Source organism: Pantoea eucrina (assembly GCF_001691555.1).
In the GTDB taxonomy this organism is placed as follows: domain Bacteria; phylum Pseudomonadota; class Gammaproteobacteria; order Enterobacterales; family Enterobacteriaceae; genus Pantoea; species Pantoea borealis.
Map to the genome: position 1 here is coordinate 2,547,848 of NZ_MAYN01000008.1, position 26,404 is coordinate 2,574,251.

25 protein-coding genes are annotated in these 26,404 nt (G+C 54.6%); 8 read left to right on the forward strand and 17 right to left on the reverse strand.

What is annotated here, in order from left to right:
- Positions 1–38: 38 nt before the first annotated feature.
- Positions 39–518 carry a redox-sensitive transcriptional activator SoxR gene (soxR, locus tag BBA90_RS18090; protein ID WP_065650343.1) on the reverse strand — a complete coding sequence of 160 codons (480 nt, stop codon included), beginning with the start codon at positions 516–518 and terminating at the stop codon, positions 39–41.
- A gap of 96 nt (positions 519–614) precedes the next feature.
- On the opposite strand from soxR, the gene soxS reads away from it, so the two are divergent.
- Entirely contained in the window at positions 615–1,043 is a 429-nt protein-coding gene (gene soxS, locus BBA90_RS18095; RefSeq protein ID WP_065650344.1) for a superoxide response transcriptional regulator SoxS, read from the forward strand.
- A 220-nt stretch (positions 1,044–1,263) separates the two neighbouring features.
- Positions 1,264–1,545, forward strand: coding sequence for a YjcB family protein (locus BBA90_RS18100; RefSeq protein ID WP_065650345.1), 282 nt, complete (start codon positions 1,264–1,266; stop codon positions 1,543–1,545).
- 52 nt (positions 1,546–1,597) lie between these two features.
- Here BBA90_RS18100 and BBA90_RS18105 read toward each other — a convergent pair whose 3' ends face one another.
- Both BBA90_RS18105 and BBA90_RS18110 read right to left on the reverse strand, forming a co-directional pair.
- Entirely contained in the window at positions 1,598–2,548 is a 951-nt protein-coding gene (locus BBA90_RS18105) for an ATP-grasp fold amidoligase family protein (protein ID WP_065650346.1), read from the reverse strand.
- A gap of 8 nt (positions 2,549–2,556) precedes the next feature.
- Complete coding sequence (locus tag BBA90_RS18110; RefSeq protein WP_039382019.1) at positions 2,557–3,813, reverse strand: polysaccharide biosynthesis C-terminal domain-containing protein; 1,257 nt, start codon at positions 3,811–3,813, stop codon at positions 2,557–2,559.
- A 527-nt stretch (positions 3,814–4,340) separates the two neighbouring features.
- Here BBA90_RS18110 and BBA90_RS18115 point away from each other — a divergent pair.
- Positions 4,341–4,736, forward strand: a complete 396-nt coding sequence (locus tag BBA90_RS18115; RefSeq protein ID WP_039382017.1) for a transposase — start codon at positions 4,341–4,343, stop codon at positions 4,734–4,736.
- Positions 4,737–5,957: 1,221 nt separating this feature from the next.
- Here BBA90_RS18115 and ssb1 read toward each other — a convergent pair.
- Positions 5,958–6,518 (reverse strand): single-stranded DNA-binding protein SSB1, encoded by a 561-nt coding sequence (gene ssb1, locus BBA90_RS18120; RefSeq protein WP_065650347.1) that lies wholly within the window; start codon positions 6,516–6,518, stop codon positions 5,958–5,960.
- Positions 6,519–6,744: 226 nt separating this feature from the next.
- Between ssb1 and uvrA the strand changes: the two genes are divergently transcribed.
- Both uvrA and BBA90_RS18130 read left to right on the forward strand, forming a co-directional pair.
- On the forward strand, positions 6,745–9,573 hold the full coding sequence (gene uvrA, locus BBA90_RS18125) for an excinuclease ABC subunit UvrA (RefSeq protein ID WP_065650348.1): 2,829 nt from the start codon (positions 6,745–6,747) through the stop codon (positions 9,571–9,573).
- Between the two features lie 259 nt (positions 9,574–9,832).
- Complete coding sequence (locus tag BBA90_RS18130; RefSeq protein ID WP_065650349.1) at positions 9,833–10,897, forward strand: NAD(P)-dependent alcohol dehydrogenase; 1,065 nt, start codon at positions 9,833–9,835, stop codon at positions 10,895–10,897.
- 4 nt (positions 10,898–10,901) lie between these two features.
- Here BBA90_RS18130 and BBA90_RS18135 read toward each other — a convergent pair whose 3' ends face one another.
- The 6 genes from BBA90_RS18135 to dnaB all read right to left on the reverse strand — a co-directional run bounded on the left by BBA90_RS18135 (position 10,902) and on the right by dnaB (position 15,933).
- Entirely contained in the window at positions 10,902–11,252 is a 351-nt protein-coding gene (locus BBA90_RS18135; protein ID WP_065650350.1) for an MmcQ/YjbR family DNA-binding protein, read from the reverse strand.
- A gap of 3 nt (positions 11,253–11,255) precedes the next feature.
- Entirely contained in the window at positions 11,256–11,672 is a 417-nt protein-coding gene (locus BBA90_RS18140) for a secondary thiamine-phosphate synthase enzyme YjbQ (RefSeq protein ID WP_065650351.1), read from the reverse strand.
- A 150-nt stretch (positions 11,673–11,822) separates the two neighbouring features.
- The gene (locus BBA90_RS18145; protein ID WP_139074207.1) at positions 11,823–13,016 is read right to left on the reverse strand and encodes an amino acid aminotransferase; all 1,194 of its coding nucleotides are present in this window, start codon (positions 13,014–13,016) and stop codon (positions 11,823–11,825) included.
- 47 nt (positions 13,017–13,063) lie between these two features.
- Positions 13,064–13,678 (reverse strand): YitT family protein, encoded by a 615-nt coding sequence (locus tag BBA90_RS18150; RefSeq protein WP_065650520.1) that lies wholly within the window; start codon positions 13,676–13,678, stop codon positions 13,064–13,066.
- 228 nt (positions 13,679–13,906) lie between these two features.
- Complete coding sequence (locus BBA90_RS18155) at positions 13,907–14,398, reverse strand: Lrp/AsnC family transcriptional regulator (RefSeq protein WP_039381989.1); 492 nt, start codon at positions 14,396–14,398, stop codon at positions 13,907–13,909.
- Positions 14,399–14,526: 128 nt separating this feature from the next.
- Complete coding sequence (gene dnaB, locus BBA90_RS18160) at positions 14,527–15,933, reverse strand: replicative DNA helicase (RefSeq protein ID WP_065650353.1); 1,407 nt, start codon at positions 15,931–15,933, stop codon at positions 14,527–14,529.
- 73 nt (positions 15,934–16,006) lie between these two features.
- Between dnaB and BBA90_RS18165 the strand changes: the two genes are divergently transcribed.
- Positions 16,007–16,990 carry a quinone oxidoreductase gene (locus tag BBA90_RS18165; RefSeq protein WP_065650354.1) on the forward strand — a complete coding sequence of 328 codons (984 nt, stop codon included), beginning with the start codon at positions 16,007–16,009 and terminating at the stop codon, positions 16,988–16,990.
- Between the two features lie 181 nt (positions 16,991–17,171).
- Here the strand turns inward: BBA90_RS18165 and pspG are convergent, their stop codons facing one another.
- The 3 genes from pspG to BBA90_RS18180 form a co-directional block, all read right to left on the reverse strand.
- Positions 17,172–17,429 carry an envelope stress response protein PspG gene (gene pspG / locus BBA90_RS18170; RefSeq protein ID WP_065650355.1) on the reverse strand — a complete coding sequence of 86 codons (258 nt, stop codon included), beginning with the start codon at positions 17,427–17,429 and terminating at the stop codon, positions 17,172–17,174.
- Positions 17,430–17,616: 187 nt separating this feature from the next.
- Positions 17,617–18,612 carry a tRNA dihydrouridine(20/20a) synthase DusA gene (gene dusA, locus BBA90_RS18175; RefSeq protein WP_065650356.1) on the reverse strand — a complete coding sequence of 332 codons (996 nt, stop codon included), beginning with the start codon at positions 18,610–18,612 and terminating at the stop codon, positions 17,617–17,619.
- A gap of 90 nt (positions 18,613–18,702) precedes the next feature.
- A complete protein-coding gene (locus BBA90_RS18180; protein WP_065650357.1) occupies positions 18,703–19,968 on the reverse strand; it encodes a conjugal transfer protein TraF in 1,266 nt (421 codons plus the stop codon).
- A gap of 385 nt (positions 19,969–20,353) precedes the next feature.
- Here BBA90_RS18180 and zur point away from each other — a divergent pair, with 385 nt between their 5' ends.
- A complete protein-coding gene (zur, locus tag BBA90_RS18185; protein WP_065650358.1) occupies positions 20,354–20,875 on the forward strand; it encodes a zinc uptake transcriptional repressor Zur in 522 nt (173 codons plus the stop codon).
- A 52-nt stretch (positions 20,876–20,927) separates the two neighbouring features.
- Here the strand turns inward: zur and BBA90_RS18190 are convergent, their stop codons facing one another.
- The 4 genes from BBA90_RS18190 to BBA90_RS18205 all read right to left on the reverse strand — a co-directional run bounded on the left by BBA90_RS18190 (position 20,928) and on the right by BBA90_RS18205 (position 23,826).
- Complete coding sequence (locus tag BBA90_RS18190) at positions 20,928–21,140, reverse strand: CsbD family protein (protein ID WP_065650359.1); 213 nt, start codon at positions 21,138–21,140, stop codon at positions 20,928–20,930.
- Positions 21,141–21,285: 145 nt separating this feature from the next.
- A complete protein-coding gene (dinF, locus tag BBA90_RS18195; protein ID WP_065650360.1) occupies positions 21,286–22,608 on the reverse strand; it encodes an MATE family efflux transporter DinF in 1,323 nt (440 codons plus the stop codon).
- 129 nt (positions 22,609–22,737) lie between these two features.
- The gene (lexA, locus tag BBA90_RS18200; protein WP_065650361.1) at positions 22,738–23,352 is read right to left on the reverse strand and encodes a transcriptional repressor LexA; all 615 of its coding nucleotides are present in this window, start codon (positions 23,350–23,352) and stop codon (positions 22,738–22,740) included.
- A 105-nt stretch (positions 23,353–23,457) separates the two neighbouring features.
- Complete coding sequence (locus BBA90_RS18205) at positions 23,458–23,826, reverse strand: diacylglycerol kinase (RefSeq protein ID WP_065650362.1); 369 nt, start codon at positions 23,824–23,826, stop codon at positions 23,458–23,460.
- 127 nt (positions 23,827–23,953) lie between these two features.
- On the opposite strand from BBA90_RS18205, the gene plsB reads away from it, so the two are divergent.
- The gene (gene plsB, locus BBA90_RS18210) at positions 23,954–26,377 is read left to right on the forward strand and encodes a glycerol-3-phosphate 1-O-acyltransferase PlsB (protein ID WP_065650363.1); all 2,424 of its coding nucleotides are present in this window, start codon (positions 23,954–23,956) and stop codon (positions 26,375–26,377) included.
- The last annotated feature ends 27 nt before the right edge of the window (positions 26,378–26,404 follow it).

Here is a 26,404-nt window from a genome sequence, read left to right on the forward strand (position 1 = left end):
GCTCCTTGCTGATAAAGGTATCGCACCAGTATAGCGGATTAACGCCCCTGCTCATCCTGCTCCGGGTCAAGCAGCACGGCGCCTGAGCCCTGCTGTGCCAGCCGGTCGCCGGGGTTACGTAACGGACAGTCACGCATCGACAAACAGCCACAGCCAATACACCCATCCAGATCGTTCCGCAGCCGCGTCAGCGTCTCAATGCGCTTATCCAGCTCCTCACGCCAGTGCTGTGTCAGCGCATCCCACTCCTGCGTTGACATACGTTTATTCGCCGGCACATGCATCAGGCTCTCACCTACCGTCGCCAGTGGAATACCGATACGCTGCGCAATTTTAATGATCGCCACGCGGCGCAGTACGTCACGGCTGTAGCGTCGCTGATTGCCGCTGTTACGGGTGCTGGAAATCAACCCTTTGGTTTCATAAAAGTGCAGTGCCGAGACCGCTACGCCGCTACGTTTCGCCACTTCCCCCGGCGTCAGCACCGGCTTTGGATAGTTACGCTCTTTTTTTACCATCAGCCTTTACCTCAAGTTAACTTGAGGAACTATACTCGCTCACCATCAAAAGTACGAATTTCTCACCGGGTGACACCCTTTCAGAAGGATGAGGCTATGATGCAACAGGAAATCATTCATTCACTGACTAACTGGATCGATCAGAATCTGGATAAAGCACTGTCAATTGATGATGTGGCGGCAAAATCGGGTTACTCAAAATGGCATCTGCAGCGTATGTTCCGTACCGTGACGAAACAGACGCTGGGTGGCTATATTCGTGAACGACGTCTGACAATGGCGGCAGAAGCGCTGCTGCAGACGCAGCGGCCGGTTTTTGATATCGCTATGCAGTATGGTTACGACTCGCAGCAAACCTTTTCACGCGTGTTTCGTCGGCAGTTTTCACAGACCCCTACCGCGTATCGTCACGCGATGCGTCGTCAGGCTATTGCACAGCGACCTCGCCTGCTAAGCTTTGGCTGCAGCGACACAATGAACAGTTTTGCTCAGCGTACCACCGGTGAATGTTGTCCTGTCCGGTGATCGGTGCGCCTGATACACAGGCGCCCCTCTTCAGCTTCACACCCTCCCCTTAGCCCGGCAGTTACGGGTACAAAATTTGTTCAAAATTTTAAACTCGCTGATATAATGTGATCCAAATCACACTTATTATGACGTGAGAGCGTTTCCTGACGCGCTCTTTGCCGTCAGTGATGTCCGGTTAATGTCAGGGATATCGCTGATTCAAAGGGGTTTTTTCTCAATGGCTACGTTAACAACCAGCTTACTGGTGATGCGCTGGGGTATTCTGAGCGCCGTTCTGATGTTTCTCGCCAGCTCAATGAAAATAAAACTGCGGCAAAAGAGTCATCCGGTTATGGCGTTGCTGTGCGGCGGCCTTGGCGTGGGAATGTCCTGCTGGTTTGTGACCGGCCTGCTGGGGATTACGCTGAGCATGGAGAACGTGCATAACTTTATGCAGATTAGCAAACAGGCTTTTATTGATGTGATGAGTCAGGCGCCGGCTGAGTGGCCAATACCCTGAACAGAGCGCATAAAAAACCCCGCGCCGCGGGGTTCTTTATATTGCTGTACGATCAAATTTTCTTCAACACGGCGGGAATACCGACTTCCGCAACCGAAACGCCCGGTCTCTTCGTACCGCGACGATCCTGAATCCACATATCACCCATCATCTGGTCCAGACCGCGGTCCAGACCGGTTACCAGCCCGGCACCCGGCGTGAAGGTCAGCTCACCGAAGTAGATCTCTTCCCCATGGATATACCAGTCAACGCGTACATAGTCGAAATCGCTGGCCAGCGTCTTACTCAGCGCCAGCGCCTTCTGCAGCTGCGGTAAAATGGGCTCAACATCCAGGCCGGTATCGCGGATCTTGTGATACGCCTCATTCAGATTATTGACGTAAAAGTTCATCGACAACAGCGGGTTGCAGCGGTTGTAGATCACCTGCAGCACATATTCAAAATTGCCATCGCGCTTGTTGAACATGTGAAATTTGTAGTCAATCGGCGCACTTTTGCCATCACCGATATACTGCTCTACCAGAATCCGCGGCTTAATGTAGCGATAGTGAATTTCACGCGCTTCATTAGCGAAATCCGTTTTCAGCCAGCGATGACAGTCGCTGATGATCTGCTGCTTCTTCAGCGCATCCGGCTCTTCCAGCAGGATTTCAACCATGTTAGAGCCATGGTTAGGCTTGATCACAGTATTCTTCCACTGCGACAGCGTATGGAGCGAATGCGGATCGCTGGTTTCATAGACCAGCGGGATCAGATACTCACTGCCTACCTTCTCAGCAATGTATTCACGTACTGAATACTTGTCCGACAGGCGACCATAGATTTGATAGTCGCCATACACAAATTTGCGATACAGCACCTTCTCGTTAAACACCTTGGGCTCGCGCAGATTAGGCAGCTTACGGAATTTACGGAAGTAGTAGATGCGATCCTGCGTAGCCCAGGGCATCTTCTTGATAAAATACTGAACGCTTCTTCTGAGTTCTTCTTTCAACCTGAGCATATCTGACCTCATTTGTAGGTTTTGTAGTTGAGTGAGGAAACCTGAATTTTTTGAATGACGCCGTTTTTAAAGAAGTAATTCATTACGGTAAGGGAGAGCAGTTCAGTGATGAAGACGCTCCAGGCGGCACCCATAATGCCGTAGCCCTGAATCAGCCACCATGAGAGTGGCAGGCTGATGACCATCAGGCAGAGGATCTTCTTCAGCAGATAGTTAAACCCGCCCTCTTTGACCATGTAGCGGTAAGCTACGGTCCCCATTGCCGAAAAGCAGGTTGCTAACGACAGTAACGTAACGAGACTTCCCGATTGTGTGTACTCGTGACCATATAACGCGATGATGATCTTCTCGCCAAACATGGCGATCACCGCCAATAACAGCAATGAAACTCCCATGACATAGCCGTTCAGCCGCGCGGTGAGTTTGATTGCGGCTGCTCCACGCTCACGGAAAATTTCCGAAAAGCAGGAAGTGATGATGGCAACCGGGATAAAAATCCACGAAGCCGAAATAGTATTGGCCGCAGCGAACAGACCCAGATCGCGGGCTGAGGCGATACCGGCCAGGAACATCTGTGCCGCTTTCACCTGCACGGAGATAAAAATACTGGAGATAGCCAGCGGCAAACCGGCATACATCAGGTAGCGCAGATAGGTGGTGCGTTTCTGTTGCGGCGGCGCAATATCCTGATGCTCACGGTAAAAATTGATGCGCTTGATGAGATAAGGCACCAGCGTGACCGCCACGATGGACACGGTCAGCCACAGCGGATTGAGATGCAGCCATGCGATGGTAAAGCTCAGGGCGAAGCCAAGCAGGAGTCCCACTGAGTTAGCCAGCGTATTGAGCCGCGAAGCGAGCCGTGCGTTGTTGTAGACGCTAAAAGTGTCCTGCGTTACAAACACTGAGGAGATAAATGAGGCCAGCGCAAAAGCGAGAAAATTCTCCTGCATGTTGTACCAGACCCAAATCAAGACCGGGATGGAGGTCAGCAACAGCAATGCGAGACGCATGGTACGCGCCACGGCCATCAGACGCAGACCTTTAGGCGCACTTTTGCTGATGCGCTTGAACAGGATGGTTTCGGTACCGAAAATCGCCACGGTCTGCACCATGGAGAATAGCGAAGCTGAAAATGCCATCTGGCCAAATATGGTCGGGCCAAACGATTTTGCCACATAGGAGGTGACAAAGATGACGCCGAACACCGAGACGACTTTTTCAGACATCATCCAGACGGCATTAGACATTACGCTCAATTTCATTGACTGGTCCTTAGTATTACTTACAGCAACTGCCTTGCGGTAAAACGTCCTTGAAATGAATTAACAAGCGCTCAGTGGGCCTGACAAAAATTAATAACTTCAAACCAGGCTGGTCCGAAAAATGAGACTCGCGTCAGGATTTAGAAGAGAAATTCAGGAAAATTCTGATTAAATCTGGTGCGAATTTCAGCGGATGTAAACGATTTCAACCCGAATTCGAGACAAAAGTTTACTGGCACGCCCTCTCTTTTTTGCAAGAAAGCTGTACCGAATATCCAATGTTTGTCGTATTTTTCTGCATTTGGGATGGAATGAATCTATATCAAAAAGCCAATGCCAGGAAGATGTTCATTGGCATTCATAATAAAATAAGATTTATCCCATGATGATATTTATTCTAAATATCTTAATTTATCCCTCGCAATTCAAATCGCGCACTTTAATACTGCATTAATACCGTTTTTGCAGTGCCAGATATTAATACAGTAATTCTCATCCACTAATTGATAAGAAAGGTAAGAGCATTTATGAGAAAGTCACGATATAGCGAAGAGCAAATCACAAATGCCATTAAAGCTTCTGAAACAGGAGTAAAAGTCAGGGAGATTTGTGAAGAGCTCGGCATTTCAGAGGCTACCTTCTACAGCTGGAAAAAGAAATTTTCAGGTCTTTCTTCTGAAGAAGGAAGAAAAATCAAAGAGTTAGAGGACAAACTACAGAATCTTACCCGTGAGCTGCAAACGTTGAGTTCAGACAAAGAGATGCTGCAGAGCGTGCTTAAAAACTTCTTTACCACCAATGAAAAGCGTCAGGCAGTCAACTTTTTGCAGACGACCTTTGATATTGGAACCCGCCGCAGCTGTCGTTTGCTCGACATTAGCCGCAGTGTTTACCACTACCCGTCAGGATCGGAAAATCGCTAATAGATGCAAGGCCGCTGTTATTTGACTAAATGCTGAGATTTGTTCTTACCAGAAGAGATGAAGATCATTTAATTCGGCGTTCACAATATAACAATTCGCACCATTTTTTCCTGATGGTTACTATCAGGGAAATGCTTCTTTTTTTGCGGTAAAATTGATTCACACCAGCAAAAGTCTTGTAGTATAAGCCAGTTAGACGTTGCCCAATCTCATTGCGGTGAGATTGGCGCTTCGTTTATTACATTAACAATGCTGTTAATGACGCTAAATCGCACCGATGTTTAATTAGCCTGGCTAAAGATCCTTCCCTGCCGTACCACTTTTGCACTCTCATTTATCCTGGTCCTGACGGCTGCGCTTAAAAATCAGTGCAGCGCCGGTAATAATCAATTTATGATTTAATATCTCCAGGAGTTTTCCCGCGAAAAAACGTAATGAGCTTTAAACTATACGGTGTAAAAAGCGCTATCACTGGTAAATAACATTCGGTTATTTGTCGTCAGTTTTAATATTTTTCTGTGGAATGTGACCGGGATCATTCTTAACCAAAGTGCCCCTGCTTGAGAGCTGGATGGTTTTACTTCCGGATAAACAGGACCATTCTCTGATTAAAACCAGGGGCAGAAGAGCAGTTTTAGTCATTTTTTATGCTCGTTTCGTCTCATTGATATGCAATTACTCCCCCGTTCCGTATAAAAAACAGACGCCATGATGCATCTGTCACCAGGGTGAGCACGCCATAGCAGCAGAGCGTTATGTCAAAAGGTGATTAAAACACAGCCTGTCTGCCCGCTCAGGAGCATATAGCGGCGAATACGCAGGCGAAAAGGCGGATAAGTCAGGCAAAAGCGAGTGGGCTAAATTCTTAAAAACGCCGGTATAACGCTGCACATTAACGCGGGCCGTTACGTCACCGGCAGTGGCATGAGGATAAAGCGGAATACGCAAACAGGCAGGCGAGCGGCGTCAGCGAAAGCCGGTAACAGCATACTGATAAACGGGACACATCTGGCACAGCGTTAGGTGTATAAAAGAGACAACCGCTGACAGGTGATCCCGCAGAGATAACAAACCAGGCTGACCCGAAGGTGCCGGGATAAACGGTCAGCGTTGTTAAGCTACAAAGACTTTCAGGCCGGGTAACCTCATCGCGCGCCAGAATCGCAGCAGGCCATCAAAAAAAAAGCCTCGCAGGCGAGGCTTTTTTAACGCAACAGGGGATCAGAACGGGATATCGTCGTCGAAATCCATTGGCGGTTCGTTGTTCGCCGGTGCGCTCTGCTGCTGTGGACGCTGCTGCGCGCCACCGCTGAACTGATTGCCGCCCTGAGACTGCTGCTGCTGCGGCTGCTGTGGCTGACCCCAGCCGTTGTTATTTCCGCCGCTGCTCTGGCCGCCCATCGGTGCGCCACCTGCATTGGCACCGCCCTGCTGGCGTCCACCCAGCATCTGCATGGTGCCGCCTACGTTGACAACAACCTCAGTGGTATATTTTTCCTGGCCGCTCTGATCCTGCCACTTACGTGTACGCAGCTGACCTTCAATATAGACCTGTGAGCCTTTACGCAGATATTCACCGGCCACTTCAGCCAGTTTGCCAAACAGCACAACGCGGTGCCATTCGGTGTTCTCTTTGTTTTCACCGGTCTGCTTGTCACGCCAGCTTTCAGACGTGGCCAGCGTGAAGTTGGCTACAGCGCCACCGTTTGGCATGAAACGCACTTCCGGATCCTGACCCAGATTCCCGACAAGAATCACTTTGTTTACGCCACGACTGGCCATGTTGCTCTCTCCCGATGAGTTGATGCTATAAGTCTAAACGACAAAGTTTAACACGTCCTGATCTATGATGGATACTTTGGAGCGTGCTTCCAGTTTTGCGTCTCTAGTGTACCAAAGGATAAAACTACTGGATATTTATTCAGGTTATTTTTTGTGCCATAATGATGCGTTTCTATCCGTTATGCTTTGCTGGCATAGCGGGTGTAGTTCAATCCGGGAAAGGTGAATGGATAAGATCGAAGTCCGCGGTGCTCGCACCCACAATCTGAAAAATATTAACCTGATCATTCCACGCGATAAGCTGATCGTTGTCACCGGTCTCTCAGGTTCCGGGAAGTCATCGCTGGCGTTTGATACGCTGTATGCTGAAGGTCAGCGGCGCTATGTAGAGTCCCTCTCTGCTTACGCGCGCCAGTTTCTCTCGCTGATGGAGAAGCCGGATGTCGATCACATCGAAGGCCTGTCGCCCGCCATTTCCATTGAGCAGAAATCGACTTCGCATAACCCGCGTTCGACAGTGGGTACCATTACTGAAATCCACGACTACCTGCGCCTGCTGTTTGCCCGTGTGGGAGAACCGCGCTGTCCCGATCACGACGTCGCCCTTGCGGCGCAGACCGTAAGCCAGATGGTGGATCAGGTGCTGGCGCAGGAAGAGGGTCGCCGCCTGATGCTGCTGGCGCCGGTGGTGAAAGATCGCAAAGGTGAGCACACCAAAACGCTGGAAAATCTGGCGGCGCAGGGTTACATCCGCGCGCGCATCGATGGCGAAGTGTGCGATCTCTCCGATCCGCCGAAGCTTGAGCTGCAGAAAAAGCACACTATTGAAGTGGTCATCGATCGCTTCCGCGTGCGCGACGATCTTGCCACGCGTCTGGCGGAGTCGTTTGAAACCACGCTTGAACTCAGCGGCGGCACCGCAATTGTGGCAGACATGGACGAGCCAGACAGCGAAGAGATGCTTTTCTCCGCTAATTTCGCCTGCCCGATCTGCGGTTACAGCATGCGAGAGCTGGAGCCACGCCTGTTTTCATTTAACAACCCGGCCGGCGCCTGTCCGACCTGTGATGGCCTCGGCGTGCAGCAGTACTTCGACTCCGATCGCGTGGTGCAGAATCCTGAGCTGTCGCTGGCGGGTGGCGCGATTCGCGGCTGGGATCGCCGCAACTTCTACTATTTTCAGATGCTACGCTCGCTCGCTGAGCACCTCGACTTTGACGTAGAGGCGCCGTTCAGCAGCCTGAGCGATAAAGCGCGTCAGGTGATCCTGTATGGCTCGGGCAAAGAGAATATTGAATTCAAATATATCAACGATCGCGGCGATACTTCCGTGCGGCGTCACCCGTTTGAAGGGGTGCTGCACAATATGGAGCGCCGTTATAAAGAGACGGAGTCCAATGCGGTACGCGAAGAGCTGGCGAAGTTTATCAGCAATCGCGCCTGCACCAGCTGTCACGGTACGCGCCTGCGCCGTGAAGCGCGCCACGTATTTGTTGAAGATACCAACCTGCCCACCATCTCTGAAATGAGTATTGGTCATGCGATGGAGTTCTTCACCAACCTTAAACTGAGCGGACAGCGCGCAAAAATTGCTGAGAAAGTCCTGAAAGAGATCGGCGATCGGCTGAGCTTCCTGGTCAACGTCGGCCTGAACTATCTCTCCATGTCGCGTTCGGCAGAAACCCTCTCCGGCGGCGAAGCGCAGCGTATTCGTCTGGCCAGCCAGATTGGCGCCGGCCTGGTTGGCGTGATGTACGTTCTCGATGAGCCCTCTATCGGGTTACACCAGCGCGATAACGAACGTCTGCTCTCGACCCTGATCCACCTGCGCGATCTCGGCAATACCGTGATTGTGGTTGAGCATGATGAAGACGCTATCAGAGCGGCAGACCATATCATTGATATCGGTCCGGGCGCGGGCGTACACGGCGGCCAGATAGTGGCGGAAGGTGATGTACACGCCATTATGGCGAATGAAGATTCGCTGACCGGGCAGTTCCTGAGCGGCAAGCGCGAAATCGCGGTGCCGGCCGAGCGGGTGAAAGGCGATCCGGCTAAAGTGCTGAAACTCACCGGCGCGCGCGGCAATAACCTCAAGGATGTGACCCTGACGCTGCCGGTTGGCCTGTTTACCTGTATTACCGGCGTCTCCGGCTCCGGGAAATCAACGCTTATTAACGATACGCTGTTCCCGATTGCGCAGCAGCAGCTTAACGGTGCAACCAGCGGTGAAGCGGCACCGTATCGTGAGATCGCGGGGCTCGAGCACTTCGATAAAGTGATCGACATCGATCAGAGCCCGATCGGGCGTACGCCACGATCTAACCCGGCCACCTATACCGGCATTTTTACGCCGGTGCGTGAACTCTTTGCCGGTGTGCCGGAGTCGCGCTCGCGCGGCTATAATCCGGGCCGCTTCAGCTTCAACGTGCGCGGCGGACGCTGTGAAGCGTGTCAGGGTGATGGCGTGATCAAGGTGGAAATGCACTTCCTGCCCGACATCTATGTGCCGTGCGATCAGTGTAAAGGCAAGCGCTACAACCGTGAAACGCTGGAGATCAAGTACAAAGGCAAAAGCATTCACGAAGTGCTGGAGATGACGATTGAAGAAGCGCGCGACTTCTTTGAAGCGGTCCCGGCGCTGGCACGCAAGCTGCAGACGCTGATGGATGTCGGCCTCTCCTATATCCGTCTTGGCCAGTCCGCTACCACGCTCTCCGGTGGTGAGGCGCAGCGCGTCAAGCTGGCGCGTGAGCTGTCGAAGCGCGGTACCGGGCAGACGCTCTATATTCTGGATGAGCCGACCACCGGCCTGCACTTTGCCGACATTGCACAGCTGTTGGAAGTACTGCATCAGCTGCGTAATCAGGGCAATACCATCGTGGTGATTGAGCACAATCTGGATGTGATTAAAACCGCAGACTGGATCGTGGATCTGGGACCCGAAGGCGGCAGCGGCGGCGGTGAGATCCTGGTCGCCGGTACGCCGGAGACCGTGGCAGAGTGTGAAAAGTCACATACCGCACGCTTCCTGAAACCGATGCTGAAGAAGTAAGGCTTTTCGGTTCATAAGCTTTGTCGTTATCAGGCCGCCCTCCGGGGCGGCTTTTTATTTTTCAGCTGTTCAGCGCTGCCTGATTGCGCAGCAAAATGCAGAAACAGGCAAGAATCAGGCATCTTCAGGCATAGCCCCATCCAGGCTGGCTGACTACGCTTATAGCGGTCTGCTTTTAACGCTGCCTCAGCGTTCCGGCCTTTCGAACCCCGTAAGGCGTTTGCATACCCTACTCACGACACATCCGACTGGAGACACCATGAATATTACCCATGCCTGGGCCGCACAGGACGCCAAATCAAAGCTCGCCCCGTTCGACTACAAACCGCGCGAACTGCGTGACCATGATGTGGAAATTGAAGTGCTCTATTGCGGCGTCTGCCACTCCGATCTGCACCAGGCGCGCAACGAATGGAACAACACGATTTTTCCGGTCGTACCGGGCCATGAAATTGTCGGCCGCGTAACCGCCGTGGGCGCGCACAGCCATAAATATCAGCCCGGCGACCTCGTCGGCGTTGGCTGTATGGTTGACTCCTGCCGCAGCTGTCCGAGCTGTCAGGAAGGACTGGAGCAGTATTGCGAAGAGGGCATGACAGGCACCTACAACGGCCAGGATCGCGAAACCGGCGCGGTCACCTACGGTGGCTACTCCACCAGCATGGTGGTCAACGAAGATTTTGTGCTGCGCGTGCCGGAAAATCTCGACCTGGCAGGCGTTGCGCCGCTGCTGTGTGCGGGGATCACCACCTACTCGCCGCTGCGCCACTGGAATGTCGGCCCGGGTAAAAAAGTTGGCATCGTTGGCCTTGGCGGTCTGGGCCATATGGGCGTGAAAATTGCCCATGCGATGGGCGCGCAGGTTGTGCTGTTTACGACATCGCCATCAAAAGTCGAAGATGGCAAACGTCTTGGCGCTGATGAAGTGGTGATTTCTAAAGATGCCGATCAGATGGCGGCCCATGCGAATAGCTTCGATTTTATTCTGAACACGGTAGCCGCGCAGCACGATCTTAACCCGTTTATTACCCTGCTGAAGCGCGATGGTAATATGACGCTGGTAGGTGTGCCCGAGCACGATCATCCGGCACCTCAGGTGGTTAACCTGATTTTCAAGCGCCGCAGTGTCTCTGGCTCGCTGATCGGCGGCATCGCTGAAACGCAGGAGATGCTCGATTTCTGTGGCGAGCACGGCATCACCTCAGACATTGAACTGATTGCCATGGATCAGATCAATGAGGCGTATGAGCGCATGCTGAAAAGCGATGTGAAATATCGCTTTGTCATCGACATCAACACCCTGCGCGACACGTCTGCGGCGTAACGGCTCAGACGTTGTGCTGGCCGGCGCCCGCCGCGTGCGTGGCGTCGGCCTGCTGATAGGAGGCGTCAACCAGATAGTAAATCTGCGAATCCTTCAGCGAGCCATCCAGCCACAGCGTGCTCCAGCAGGATTTATTCAGATATTCGCTGGGAAAGACGTCGCTGTGCTCTTCACGCAACAGCTCGGCCAGCGCGGGAGAGGTTTTCAGCGTCACCGCCGGCCGTCCCGCTTTTTCATAGAGCATGGCAAACAGCACGCCGTGACTCTTGATCTGTGTCGCATCCCACGCCTCTTTAATGTCCTGCTCTGCGGCGGGTTTACTCATGCAGTAGGTCAATAGCTCAGAAATCGTCATCGGTTACTCCCCTTGTAAAGTCGCGACGATGCGTCTGGCACCGCCCTGTATGCGATGTTCACCCAGCCAGATCCCCTGCCAGGTTCCCAGCATCAGCTGCCCGTGACTCACCGGCAGCAGCAGTGAAACGCCCAGCAGCGATGACTTAATATGGGCAGGCATATCATCGGCCCCTTCATAATCGTGCTGCCAGTCTGCGTTTTCAGGCACCTGCCGTAAAAAGTGCTGTTCCATATCACTGCGCACGGTGGGATCGCAGTTTTCATTCAGCGTCAGCGACGCAGAAGTATGCTGTAACAGCAGATGCAGCTGGCCAATGCGCATGCCGGCAAGGCCGTTAAGCTGGCTTAAGACCTCATCGGTAATGAGGTGAAACCCGCGCGCTTTTGCGCTCAGGGTAAGGGTTTGTTGCTGCCACATATCAACGTCCTAAAAAAACAGGTCTCTTAAGTGTGCAGCATGTTGGCGAAAGGTAAACCCTGCCACTGTAAAAAGCATGAGCGTGGCCTGGCGCGCGCAAAAAAAAACCATCCGCATTAAACGGATGGTTCGTGGTGTTGCGTCCGGCGGTTACATAACGGCAGCAAACGCCTCTGCAACGCGTTTAACGTTACTGTGATTCAGGCCAGCAACGCACATACGCCCGCTGGCGATGAGATAGATCCCGAACTCATCACGCAGCCGATCAACCTGCTGTGCGCTGAGGCCGGTATAGCTGAACATACCGCGCTGTTTCAGCAGGTAGTCGACATTTTTGCCCGGCAGAATCGCCTGCAGTTCGCTGACCAGTGCCTGGCGCATCTCCGCAATACGCAGGCGCATTGCGTCAACCTCGGCCAGCCACATGTTCAGTAGTGCGGCATCATTCAGCACGCAGGAGACCACCTGGGCACCAAAATTTGGCGGGCTGGAGTAGTTGCGGCGTACGGTTGCTTTCAGCTGGCCCAGCACCCGCCCCGCTTCTTCGGCGCTGTCGCAGACCACAGAAAGCCCGCCCACGCGCTCGCCATAGAGCGAGAAGATCTTAGAAAATGAGTTGCTCACCAGCGCCGGCAGACCCGCTGCGGCAATAGCGCAAATGGCGTAAGCATCCTCTTCCATTCCTGCGCCAAAGCCCTGATAGGCGATATCGAGGAACGGGATCAGCTGCTGCGCTTTCAGCACGGCGGTGGTCTCATCCCACTGGGCATCAGTGAGATCGGCACCGGTCGGGTTGTGACAGCAGGGATGCAGCAGCACAATGGTGTGCTTCGGCAGCGATTTCAGGCAGCTGATAAACGCGTCAAACTTAACGCCGTTGGTCTCAGCGTCATACCAGGGATAACTATTTACCGCGAAACCCGCGCCGTTAAAAATCGCTACGTGATTTTCCCAGGTCGGGTCGCTGACCCAGACCTCAGAGTGCGGAAAATAGCGCTTGAGGAAATCAGCCCCTACTTTCAGCGCACCGGATCCCCCCAGCGTCTGAATAGAGGCGATGCGTCCCGCCTTCAGCACCGGGTGGTCGTGACCAAACAGCAGCGGCGCAATCGCGTTGCGATAAGGACCTAAACCTTCCATCGGCAAATAAAGTGATGCCTGATGCGGCTGCGCCTGCAGACGCTCTTCTGCTGCCGCAACGGCCTGCAGCTGCGGAACAATTCCCGCTTCGTTGTAGAACAGGCCGATACTGAGATTCACCTTATGCGCGCGCGGATCTTGTTTATAGGTTTCCATCAGCGACAGAATCGGATCGCCGGCGTAGGCATCAACGTTTTGAAACACGGTGCAGATCTCCATAAAAATGCGTTAGTAAGCGTAAGACGGCGCTTTTATACCTGATAGCGGCCGGGACGATGGTTCATTGCAATGATAAGGTTAAGGATCGCCGCGCCCGCAACAGAGGCCAGCAGCATTGGTGGCGGTACAACAAACAGCGAGGCGCCGACCACGCAGGTATCGACCATCATCTGTAGCTTCCCGGCACGCAACCCGGTGCGATCCTGTAACCAGAGCGCCAGAATATTGATCCCGCCCAGGCTGGCTTTGTGGCGAAACAACACTATAAACCCGATCCCCATGACCACGTTACCGAACAGTGTCGCATAAAAAGGATTTAATGCCGAAAAGTGGACAAACAGCGGATGCAGCTGGGTAAACAGGGAGACCAGCGCGACGGCGCCAAAGGTTTTGCAGGTAAATTCCCACCCCATACGGCGTATAGCCAGCCAGTAAAACGGCAGATTGATGACAAAAAAGGCGGCACCGAAAGAGGATGACGAAAGGTAGCTGATTAAGAAGGCGATACCGGCTGTTCCGCCGGTCAGCGCGCCCGCCTGTTTCAGCAGCATAACGCCGAATGAGACCATCAGCGTTCCCAGCACGATAGCCAGCGCATCTTCAATACGGGAATGAGGAGCCGCCACTGGCTGAGCGATATTGTCCATCGGGAGATCTCTGTGCAAATAAAAGCGATACATTTGCAAAAAACGCACCACTCCGGCATTGCTGCTGCTCAGCCGGAGGGTGCCAGCGATTATCCCATTGATATCTAAGGCGCTTTATTGCGTGTTTTTATGCATCAGTCAAAATAAAACCGTTGATTCATGCACAAATTCGGTATTTTTCGCGAGAAGTAAGCATAAAAAAGCAATCTGATGCACTTTTATGGCGCATTATGCACCTTTATGGCGCACTTTGTGCGCAGGCTTCATCATCAGGCCATTCTCTTTCAGCCGGTTGAGCACCACCGCCGTTTTAACGTGCGACACGCTCTGATGACCCGCCACCAGCTGGCTGATCAGCGCACTCAGCGAGGCGAGATCGGCCACTGCCACTTTCAGCAGATAGTCAGCGTCTCCGGTGGTTTTAAACGCGTCAACAATGGCAGGTTCTGCTTCAACCATCTGCAAAAAATTATCTTCATAATCGGGCGTATGGTTTTTCAGCCGCACTTCAATCAGCCCCACCATGCCGAGGCCTACCGCATCGGGCGACAGCCGGGCGTGATAGCCGAGAATTAAATTCGCCTGTTCAAGATTAATACGGCGGCGTGAGCACTGTGATGCGGACAGACCCACCAGATCGCTCAGCTCCTGATTGGTGAGGCGGCCATTAGATTGTAATAGCGTCAATATCTTAAGATCGTAATCGTCTACCTGCGTCATTCTGATCCCACAGCGTTATCCCGTTCGCTTTGGCACAGATAACCTGATAGCAGGCAAGCTTGTCCAACACTATTTTCTGATGACGTGAGATGCATGCACAAAACGTGCATGCACAGGCAGGTAAAGGCTTATTCGTCGTCGTATTGCGGGCCGGCGTAGTTGTCAAAACGCGACCACTGGCCGTTGAAAGTAAGACGCACGGTGCCGATTGGCCCGTTACGCTGTTTACCGATGATGATCTCAGCAATGCCTTTCAGATCGCTGTTCTCGTGATACACCTCATCGCGGTAAATAAACATGATCAGGTCAGCATCCTGCTCGATCGAGCCGGACTCACGCAGATCGGAGTTAACCGGACGTTTATCTGCGCGCTGCTCCAGTGAACGGTTTAGCTGCGACAGCGCCACGACCGGCACATTCAACTCTTTAGCCAGAGCTTTCAGGGAGCGCGAAATTTCTGCGATCTCCAGCGTACGGTTCTCGGAGTGCGACGGTACGCGCATCAGCTGCAGGTAATCGATCATGATCATGCTCAGACCGCCATTCTCGCGGAACACGCGGCGGGCACGCGAGCGAACTTCGGTTGGCGTCAGGCCGGAAGAGTCATCAATAAAGATGTTTTTCTTCTCCAGCAGAATACCCATTGTGGCGGAGATGCGCGCCCAGTCCTCATCTTCCAGCTGACCGGTACGAATACGCGTCTGATCCACGCGCGACAGTGACGCCAGCATACGCATCATCAGCTGCTCGCTGGGCATCTCCAGACTGAAGATCAGCACCGGCTTCTCATTCAGCATCGCCGCATTTTCGCACAGGTTCATGGCGAACGTGGTTTTACCCATGGAAGGACGCGCGGCCACGATAATCAGATCGGACCCCTGCAGACCGGCCGTTTTTTTGTTCAGATCCTGATAGCCGGTATCTACGCCGGTTACGCCGTCATGCGGCGTGGAGACCAGCGCTTCTATCCGGGAAACGGTGGCTTCAAGGATCTGCTCAATGTTCTGCGGGCCATCATCTTTATTCGCGCGCTGCTCGGCAATTTTAAAGACGTTGGATTCGGCAAAGTCGAGCAGGTCTTCACTGCTCCGGCCCTGCGGATCGTAACCGGCATCGGCAATCTGATTGGCCACCGCGATCATCTCACGCACCACTGCACGTTCACGCACGATATCTGCATAAGCGCTAATGTTCGCCGCGCTTGGCGTATTTTTTGCTAATTCGGCCAGATAGGCAAAGCCGCCCGCCATCTCCAGCTCGCCGCGCGTTTCCAGCGACTCTGACAGGGTAATCAGGTCAATAGGCTGGCCCAGCTCCAGCAGCCGCTGCATCTCAGCGAAAATCATGCGGTGCGAGCGGTTAAAAAAATCGTCTGCAACAACGCGCTCAGAGACGTTGTCCCAGCGCTCGTTGTCCAGCATCAACCCACCCAGCACCGACTGCTCCGCTTCTATGGAGTGCGGCGGCATTTTTACGCCTTCCAGCTGCCGATCGCGGGGTTCGTTCGATTTGTTGGTGGGTTTATTTCCTGCCATAGTGAATGCATTACCGATCGTGAAAGGGACGCGCAAGTATACCGCCCCCGGATGAACATTCACAGGAGTCAGCATGGCAAAGCGTATTCAGTTCAGTCAGCACGGTGGCCCGGAGGTTTTGCAGTGGGTTGATTTTGATCCTGCCGATCCGGCTGAGCATGAGGTGCAGGTGGAAAACCGGGCGATAGGCATTAACTATATCGACACCTATGTGCGCAGCGGGCTCTATCCGGTTTCAGATTTTCCTTCCGGACTCGGCACCGAAGCGGCTGGCGTGGTGAGCAAAGTGGGCGCGGCGGTTACGCGTTTTCAGCCTGGCGATCGGGTGGTTTACTGTCAGGCCGTCCTGGGCGCTTACAGCGAAATACACAACGTTGCGGAGGAGCGGCTGGCGCTGCTGCCGGAAAGTATCTCTTTTGAAACGGCGGCCGCCTCATTTCTCAAAGGGCTGACGGTCCAGTATCTGCTGCGTCAGACCTGGAAAGTGAAAGCAGATGAAACGTTTCTGTTTCATGCTGCCGCAGGCGGCGTGGGCCTGATTGCCTGTCAGTGGGCCAAAGCGCTGGGCGCACATCTTATCGGCACGGTGGGTTCCGCAGAGAAAGCGCAGACGGCTAAAGCGGCCGGCGCATGGGCCACCATTAACTATCGCGAAGAGGATATTGCGCAGCGTGTCAGCGAACTGACGCAGGGAAGAAAGGTGGCCGTGGTGTATGACTCTGTCGGTAAAGATACCTGGGAAGCATCGCTGGATTCGTTGCAGCGCCACGGGCTGCTGGTGAGCTTTGGCAACGCTTCCGGCCCGGTAACCGGCGTGGATTTGGGTATTCTCAACAAAAAAGGCTCTCTGTTTGTTACCCGCCCGTCGCTGTTTGGCTATATCACAAACCGTGAGGAGCTGGAGCAGGCAAGCAGTGAACTCTTTTCGCTGATAGCCAGTCGCGCCATTCAGGTGAACGTACCGGAACAGCAGAAATTCCCGCTGCGTGATGCCGTGCGCGCGCATCAGAGTCTGGAGAGTCGTGCGACGCAGGGCTCCAGCCTGCTATTACCCTGATTCAGCCAAAAAAAGAGGGCTTCCTGAAGGAAGCCCCTGATTCTTTTTTTTCGTTCGCGCTGGTGTAGGGACAGCGGTACTGAATCTGTATTCGTATAGTGGCAGAAAATATAAGTAAAAAATATGTTTAATGCTTATCTGATGCCAGCAGCATTCAGCGCTGTGATCTGAGCCGCATTTATTACCAGCCGCGTCGCTCCATTCGGCTGATTTTTCTTTTAAGCCGGTTCAGTCGGGCGTTGCCACCTGGCGTCGTAAAGTGGCGCCAAAGCCAGACAGCGACCACGGCCAGCAGCAGCCAGGGTAACAGTTTTATGACAAACGCAAACAGGCCGGTTAAAAACATCAGCGCGGTGGCAACGGCTAAAGCCGCAATCACCCCCAGCAGAGAAACGCCGGTCAGCAGCAGCATTAAAAAAAATCCGAGCACAAATACCATTTCCACGTTTAGCCTCCTCTGTCAGAACTCTCCTGACAGATACAATTTTCGTGCCAGAATAGACATTTTATAACCAATTGATTAAATTGGCTTTATTCAGAGTGCTTCAGTAAACGTGGTGAAAAAAACCAGATTTCAGGCAAAATAAAACCGCACCATCTCTGCTGCGGTTTTCAGAGAACGCGGATTACGCTTCCTGCGGGGTGCGATCGGCCACCAGCGCCAGCGCGGCTTCCAGCACGCGCACATCCGCGCCCGGTTTATGCGCATTTTCGCTCAGATAACGTCGCCACTGGCGCGCGCCGGGGATCCCCTGGAACAGGCCCAGCATATGCCGGGTAACGTGTCCCAGATAGGTACCCTGCGCAAGTTCCGCTTCAATATAGGGATACATTGAACGCACCACCGCCACCAGATCCACTGCCGGCGCTGTGCGGTCAAACAGCGTGCGATCGACCTGTGCCAGTATAGAGGGATTTTGATACGCTTCGCGGCCCATCATTACGCCATCTACATGCATCAGGTGCGACTTTGCCTCCTCCAGCGTTTTCACACCGCCGTTGATGGCGATGGTCAGCGCCGGAAAATCGCGCTTTAACTGATAAACGCGCGGGTAGTCCAGCGGCGGGATCTCCCGGTTCTCTTTCGGGCTCAGCCCTGAGAGCCAGGCTTTGCGTGCGTGAATGATAAAGGTGTCGCAGCCGCCCCGCTCTGCCACGGTGCCGGTAAAGTCGCACAGAAAAGCGTAGCTCTCCTGCTCGTCGATACCGATGCGGGTTTTTACCGTGACCGGAATAGAGACCACATCGCGCATCGCTTTAATACAGTCGGCCACCAGGTTCGCATCCGCCATCAGGCAGGCACCAAAGCGACCGTTCTGTACGCGGTCGGAAGGACAGCCCACGTTCAGGTTGATCTGATCGTAACCGCGCGCTTCAGCCAGTCTGGCGCACTGCGCCAGCGCCGCCGGATCGCTGCCGCCCAGCTGCAGAGCAACCGGGTGCTCCTCTTCGCTGTAGGCAAGGTAATCCCCTTTGCCATGAATAATCGCGCCGGTCGTCACCATCTCGGTATAGAGCAGCGTATCGCCGGTAAGCTTGCGATGAAAATAGCGGCAGTGACGATCGGTCCAGTCGAGCATCGGCGCGATGGAAAAGCGTTGCGAAGAGAAGTTATCAGTCATGAAGCGCAGTAGATCCGGAGTTAAATGATGAGAAACTGCGCAATGATACCACAGCCGTCACGGACGACACAGCCGCCCGTGACAGACCCGTCAGAAGTTAAAGCCGAGCTGTACCATCGCACCCCAGGTACGATCTTTACCGGCGGAGCCCGCCAGATCCAGATGCACCGCATTGTTAAACGGCGACAGACCAAGACCGGCAGTAACCACGTTAACGTCGTTTGATTTCAGATCGGCCCGGTAGCCTGCGCGCAGGGCCAGCCAGTCGAGCACGCGATATTCCGCGCCTGCGCCCGCATACTGGCTGCTCTCCTGCGACTTAAAGCGTTTGGTTTCCGTGAGATCCACATCGCCGGTCAGGGTAACCGGTCCGCGCTCCCACGCGAGGCCGGTCGTTACCAGCGGACGAATTTGATAGGTATCGCGATAGCCATTAACAACTTTGGTATCCAGATCGCGTGAGATCAGGTTCTGGCCGGTCAGACCAAACGTCCAGTTTTCAGCAAACGGGGTGGCGAGACCGGCATCAACGTTAAAGCCGGTGTCTGAACTGCGATAGCGCCCGTTTTTAAGATCGTTTTTATCGTAGTTATAGACGCTGGCGCTGTAGTTATAGAGCCAGGTCTTCTGCAGCTTAGGCGTAACACCCAGCGAGACCGGGTGACCGGCAACCGTAAACTCATGCGCCATGGCAATACCATAATCGGTGACCAGCGCTGCCAGTCCGTTCGCGCTGGAGCGCAGGTTATCCTGATCGCCCGGCTGCGGAAACGCGCCGTTTGCCAGACTGTCCAGATAATCGATATCGCTCTGAACCACGTTGGCACGAATATGGGCGGTACCATACGCTTTGGTGATAAAGGCAAACGGCAGCGTCTCATTCGGAACCGTAACGGCCACTGCAACGCCTGCGGTCGCATCCGCTTTATTACCTTTAAGCCTGCGCAGCTGATCGGCCATATCGCCGGCTGCGGCACGCAGCTGCGGCACGGCATTGATGGCAGCAAACGGATCCGAGATGAGATTCTCGTTGATGTTATCAATTACGTCGCGATAGCGATCAACCGTATCGGTGATGTCATCAATACGATCGACCAGCTTGTCTTTATCCGTCACCTGTAATCCGGCAGAGGGAAAAATGATGCCGGCATTCTCTTCCGGCTGCGCACGCGTCATCAGCGCCGGGTTAGCCAGCACGGCAGAACTCCAGTGCGACGAAGCGACACCGGTTCCGCCCATCGCATCATTGCGCGCATCATACCAGGTTCCCGCGGCCAGCGCTGAAGAGGAAGCCAGCAGCGCGTTTAAACCAGCAAAATAAGCCACCCGGGCCAGCGTAAAGCGTGTTGTCGTCATGAGGCTGCTATCACCTTAAAAAATTATTGAGTGTCGCGTAGGCGAAATAATGGTGTTAACCGCTATTCTGAATGGCGGCTAACGCTTCATTGCTGTGAACTGAAAGGGATAAGCACTGCTGTTCGCAGAATTGGACACGAATGCGCCACTCTGCGCTTTTTTTAGCCACTCAGGCGAATTATTGCTCTTGTAAGGCCAGTGATAACTTTAGCCTGCCTGAACCATATCGGGAATCTGGTCACTTGCAAAGCAAAAATAGCGCGTAAAACACTCTTAAAATTGCCGGATATGTGTGATCGACAGCACGCTTAGGCCAGAGCAGGCAAAAACAGCATGGGCGGATGGAGTGTGATAAAATAACATCACCTGTAAGCCGGAGAACATTATGTCAACTCTTACCCCAGCGCAGCTGCTGACCCAGGTTGAGGCGCTCTGTCTCGATCGCGGCGTGCGTCTTACGCCGCAGCGTGCCGAAGTACTGCGCCTGATGGCTGAGCAGAAAGGTTCTGTCAGCGCCTACGATCTGCTGGATCAGCTGCGTATGAGTGAACCTCAGGCGAAGCCGCCCACGATTTACCGTGCCCTCGACTTTTTGCTGGAACAGGGATTTATCCACCGCGTGGAGTCCAACAACAGCTATGTGGTCTGTCATCACGTTAATGAGCCGGCCCACAGTTCTGTTATGCTGGTCTGCGACAGCTGTGCCGCCGTGAGTGAACAACAGGCACACGGCGTGGAAAAAATCATTGCGGGACTGGCTGACCAGGCGAACTTCAGCCTGCGCCATACGGTGATTGAAGCGCACGGCCTGTGCGAAAACTGCGCTGAAATTGCTGCCTGTACCCAGCACGCCAGCTGCGCGCACGATCATGAAGCCATGAGTAAAAAACGCGGTAAAAAGGGCTGAGTGCACGCCTGAAGGCCTGCGAGCGGGGGGTATGTTCTGAACCGGGGTAGCGCTAGTCGCGACGATCGTTGTGCCGGCTTTCCCATTCGTTCACTTCGCGCTCCGCTTCTGCTCTCGCATAGCCATAGCGCTCCTGAATTTTGCCAATCAGCTGGTCGCGCCTGCCTTCAATCACGCTCAGGTCATCATCAGTCAGCTTGCCCCACTGCTCTTTGCATTTTCCTTTGAACTGTTTCCAGCTGCCGCTCGCTTCATCTCTGTTCATTACGCGTCTCCACAGTTTGCTGAGCCAGACGGAACGCCACCACAGCGGTGGCTGAACCGCCGCCTGACCTGCGATCTGTCCTATTAAGGTTAACCGTCGCAGCACAATTCGCCAGTTTTATGCGCTGCCGGTTAACCCGATGACATTACACGCTGAACCAGCTGTCGCGCCGCCAGTGATAGCGCCATATCAGTCCCAGAGTAATGCCTCTTAACGCGAGGAATACGGTAATAGCCAGCCATAAGCCATGGTTCCCGAGCCACGGCAGCGTCAGCAGCGTCAGTGCATAGCCCAGCGCCGCCAGCAGCATGCTGTTGCGCATATCGCGGCCGCGTGTGGCCCCGATAAACATACCGTCCAGCAGATAGCACCAGACGCCAGCCAGCGGCAGGATCACCTGCCAGATAAGGTAGCGGTCGGCCGCTTCGCGCAGCGATTCAATAGAGGTCAGCAGCGCGATAATTGCCGGGCCGCAGACGGCGTAAATTACCGCAAACAGCAGCGCCACGATGCCCGCCTGCCGGCAGGCGGCATACCAGATCAGCCGCAGCCGGCTGCGATCGCCTGCGCCGGTGGCCTCACCGGAGCAGGCTTCCACCGCGTAGGCAAAGCCATCCAGCGCATAGGCGGTAAAGGTCAGAAACATCAGCAATACCGCATTGACCGCGACCACCTCAGGGCCGAGCCGCGCGCCCAGCAGCGTCAGCGAGGCAAAGCAGAGCTGCAGCAGCAGCGAACGCAGCATGATGTCGCGGTTAAGACGGAACAGGCGCGCGGTGTCGCCGCGCCAGCTGGCTTTGAGCAGTGAAAATGATATGCCGCGCAGCGCCAGCACACGTGCCACCATCCACAGCCCTGCCGCCAGCGTCACATAATCCGCGACGGCGGTGGCCGCGGCGGCACCCGCCACGCCCCAGTGCCACTGCAGAACAAACAGCAAATCAAGCAGGATATTCACAACGTTACCAGTGATGAGCAGCACCATTGGTGCGCGCGCATACTGTACGCCGAGCAGCCAGCCCAGGATCACCAGATTTGCCAGTGTGGCAGGCGCACTGAGCCAGCGGATAGCGATAAAGGTTTGTGCCTGCTGCTGCACCGCCTCGCTGCCACCCATCAGCGCGGCCGCCAGCTCGCTGACCGGGGTACGTAATGCAATGAACAGCACGCCTGCTGTCAGCGCAATCAGCATCGGCTGGATCAGCGCACGCGCCAGCGCAGGTGTATCCCGGGCGCCAAATGCCTGTGCCGTCAGACCGGTGGTGCTCATGCGCAGAAACAGCAGCAGCATAAATACAAAGCTGGTGGCGGTTGCGCCCACGGCCACGCCGCCGAGATAAACCGGACTGTCGAGGTGACCAATAATAGCCGTATCCACAATGCCCAGCAGCGGTACGCTGATGTTAGAGAGGATCATTGGCAGCGCCAGCCGCCAGAGCGTGCGGTCAGAAGAGGTAAACAGCGGCATCAGCCAGTCCTGTTAATGCGGGCAACGCGCCTCATGCAGCTGCACGGCGTCACGGTTGGAAGCAGAGGGGTAATATAGCAGACTGCGGTCTGTGCAGGCACAGACCGCAGCAGGGGGACTAACCAGGTATTACAGCCATTCACCGGTGCGGACAATACCCACCGCCAGACCTTCAACGGTCAGTGACTGCTGGCGCGTATCCACTTCGATAGGCTGAAAATCGCTGTTTTCTGGCAGCAGATGCACGATAGCACCCTGCTTTTTCCAGCGTTTTACGGTGACTTCATCATCGATGCGCGCTACCACGACCTGGCCGTTACGCACATCCTGGGTTTTATGTACGGCAAGCAGATCGCCATCCATAATCCCGATATCTTTCATCGACATTCCGCTGACGCGCAGCAGAAAATCAGCGCTCGGCTTAAACAGGTTAGCATCGACCTGATAATGGGTCTCGATGTGCTCCTGAGCCAGCAGCGGCTCGCCGGCAGCCACACGTCCGATTAACGGCAATCCGCCGCTTGTCTCTTCTTCCATCAGCAAGCGAATGCCGCGTGAGGCGCCAGAGACAATCTCAATGACCCCTTTACGCGCCAGCGCTTTCAGGTGCTCTTCAGCCGCATTGGGTGAGCGGAAGCCCAGCTGTGAAGCAATTTCAGCACGCGTTGGTGGCATGCCGGTTGAATTAATATGGTCGCGAATCAGGTCATAGACCTGCTGCTGCCTGCTGGTTAACGCTTTCATCCCGCCCCCTGGTTGTTTATACAGTCGCTGTGAGTATATACAGGTATTGGCGAAATGAAAACCGCAGCTGCGGCAAAAATCAGCGATATATCGGTACTTCAGGCCTTAATGCGCGTGCGGCCAGAGCAGCGAAATCCAGACAAACAGCGCAAGCAGAATGGTCAGCAGCACGGCGGCAGAGCCCATATCTTTGGCGCGCCCCGCCAGCGGGTGACGCTCCTGACCAATTCTGTCGACCACCGCTTCAATCGCGCTGTTCAGGATCTCTACCACCACCACCAGCATCACCGAGCCAATCAGCAGCACGCGCGTCACCGCGTCCACATCCAGCCAGCAGGCGATGACCACCGCGATCGCCGCCGCGATCGCCTCCTGACGAAAAGCCGCCTCATGTTGCCACGCTGCGCGTATACCCTGCCAGGAGTAGCCTGCGGCTTTGATAATGCGCAGCAGGCCGGTAACGTTATTTGCCATGGATAGGGAACCCTTGAGTAATTTTGGCGTCAATGAGTGCGCAGCGTACGATGGCACAGCCACAGATCTTCGCTGCACTTTCTGGTATGCTTGCCGCGCTTTGCTAACAAGAGGCTTCAAGTTGTCTATGTCAGGTTGGCGTAAACTCTATTACAAATTATTGAATTTACCACTCTCTATTTTGGTAAAAAGTAAGGTCATACCGACCGATCCGGTTTCGGAGCACGGTATCGATCCCACCCGTCCCGTGATGTATGTTTTGCCTTATGATTCAAAGGCGGACCTGCTTACATTGCGCAATCAGTGTCTGCGGCTTGATCTGCCCGATCCGCTGGCGCCGCTGGAGATTGACGGTACGCTGCTGCCGCGCCATGTGTTTATCCATGACGGCCCGCGCGTCTTCCCTTATTACGTGGCGAATCCGGAGTCAGTGAAACTGTTTCACGACTATCTGGATCTGCACCGTAATAATCCGCAGCTGGATGTCCAGATGCTGCCGGTGGCGGTGATGTTTGGCCGGGCACCGGGCCGTGAAATTCAGGGTGAGCCCACGCCGCATCTGCGCGTACTGAATGGCGTGCAGAAGTTTTTTGCCATTCTCTGGCACGGCCGCGACAGCTTTGTCCGCTTCTCTTCTACCGTCTCGCTGCGCCAGATGGCGACTGAACATGGTACGGATAAGTCGATTGCGCAGAAACTGGCACGCGTGGCGCGTATTCATTTTGCCCGTCAGCGTCTGGCAGCGGTAGGACCCAGCCTGCCTGCCCGTCAGGATCTGTTCAACAAACTGCTGCAGTCGAAAGCGATTGAAAAAGCCGTTGAGGATGAAGCGCGCAGCAAAAAGATTTCGCATGAAAAAGCGCAGCAAAACGCCGTTGAGATGATGGAAGAGATCGCGGCGGACTTCTCGTACGAGGCGATCCGCGTCACCGACCGTATCATGGGCTGGCTCTGGAGCCGGCTCTATCAGGGCATTAACGTAAACGGCGGCGAGCGCGTGCGTCAGCTGGCGCAGGATGGCCATGAAATAGTCTATGTGCCCTGCCACCGCAGCCATATGGATTACCTGCTGCTCTCCTACGTGCTTTATCATCAGGGACTGGTGCCGCCGCACATCGCTGCCGGTATCAATCTCAACTTCTGGCCAGCCGGACCGATTTTCCGCCGGCTGGGGGCCTTCTTTATTCGCCGTACTTTCAAGGGCAATAAACTCTACTCCACCGTATTCCGCGAATATCTGGGCGAGCTGTTCAGCCGTGGCTACTCGGTTGAGTACTTTGTTGAGGGCGGGCGCTCGCGCACCGGTCGCCTGCTCGATCCCAAAACCGGCACGCTCTCCATGACGCTGCAGGCGCTGCTGCGCGGCGGCAGCCGCCCGATCACCTTCGTCCCGATTTACATCGGCTATGAGCATGTAATGGAAGTGGGGACTTACGCCAAAGAGCTGCGCGGCGCGGCGAAAGAGAAAGAGGGCTTTGTGCAGATGGTGCGCGGCCTGCGTAAGTTGCGCAATCTTGGTCAGGGCTACGTTAACTTTGGTGAACCGCTGCCGCTGGTTAACTATCTGAACAAGCATATTCCTGAGTGGCGCGAGGCAATTGACCCTATCGATCCGCAGCGCCCCGCGTGGATGACGCCAGCGGTGAACGATATCGCTGCCAGCCTGATGGTACGTATTAACGAAGCGGGTGCGGCCAACGCCATGAACCTGTGTGTGACCGCGCTGCTGGCGTCGCGTCAGCGCTCACTGACGCGTGAGCAGCTGACGGAGCAGCTGGAGTGTTACACGCAGCTGCTGCGCAACGTGCCCTATTCACCGGAAGCCACGGTGCCCGATCTGAGCGCCGAAGCGCTGCTGGATCACGCGATGGGCATGAACAAGTTTGAAACCGAGCAGGACAGCATCGGCGATATCATTATTCTGCCGCGCGAGCAGGCCGTGCTGATGACCTACTACCGCAATAACATTCAGCATATGCTGGTGATGCCGTCGCTGATTGCGGCGATTGTGCAGCAGCACCGCGAAATCAGTGAAGCCGAGCTTCTGCGTCAGGTGAGTCTGGTCTATCCGATGCTGAAAAGTGAGCTGTTCCTGCGCTGGGAAAGTGCTGAACTGCCGGCGCTGCTTAATGCGCTGTGTGCGGAGATGGCGCGGCAGGGTCTGGTGACGCAGCTGGACGGGCAGATTAAGCTGAGCGCCGCGCGCTACCGCACGCTGCAGCTGCTGGCGGCCGGTATTCGTGAAACGCTGCAGCGCTTTGCGATCACCTTTGCCATTCTCAGCGCCAAACCCACGATTAACCGTGGCACGCTGGAGAAAGAGAGTCGTACGCTGGCGCAGCGTCTGTCAGTGCTGCACGGTATCAATGCTCCGGAGTTCTTTGATAAAGCGGTGTTTACCACGCTGGTGCTGACGCTGCGCGATGAGCGTTATATCAGCGACTCCGGTGATGCCGATGCGGAGCGCACGCACGTGATGTGGCAGATGCTGGCGGAGCTGGTCACCAGCGATGTGCGTCTGACAATTGAAAGTGCGGTCGCACACGAGTAAGGCAGGCAGGGACGCTCTTATGCGTCC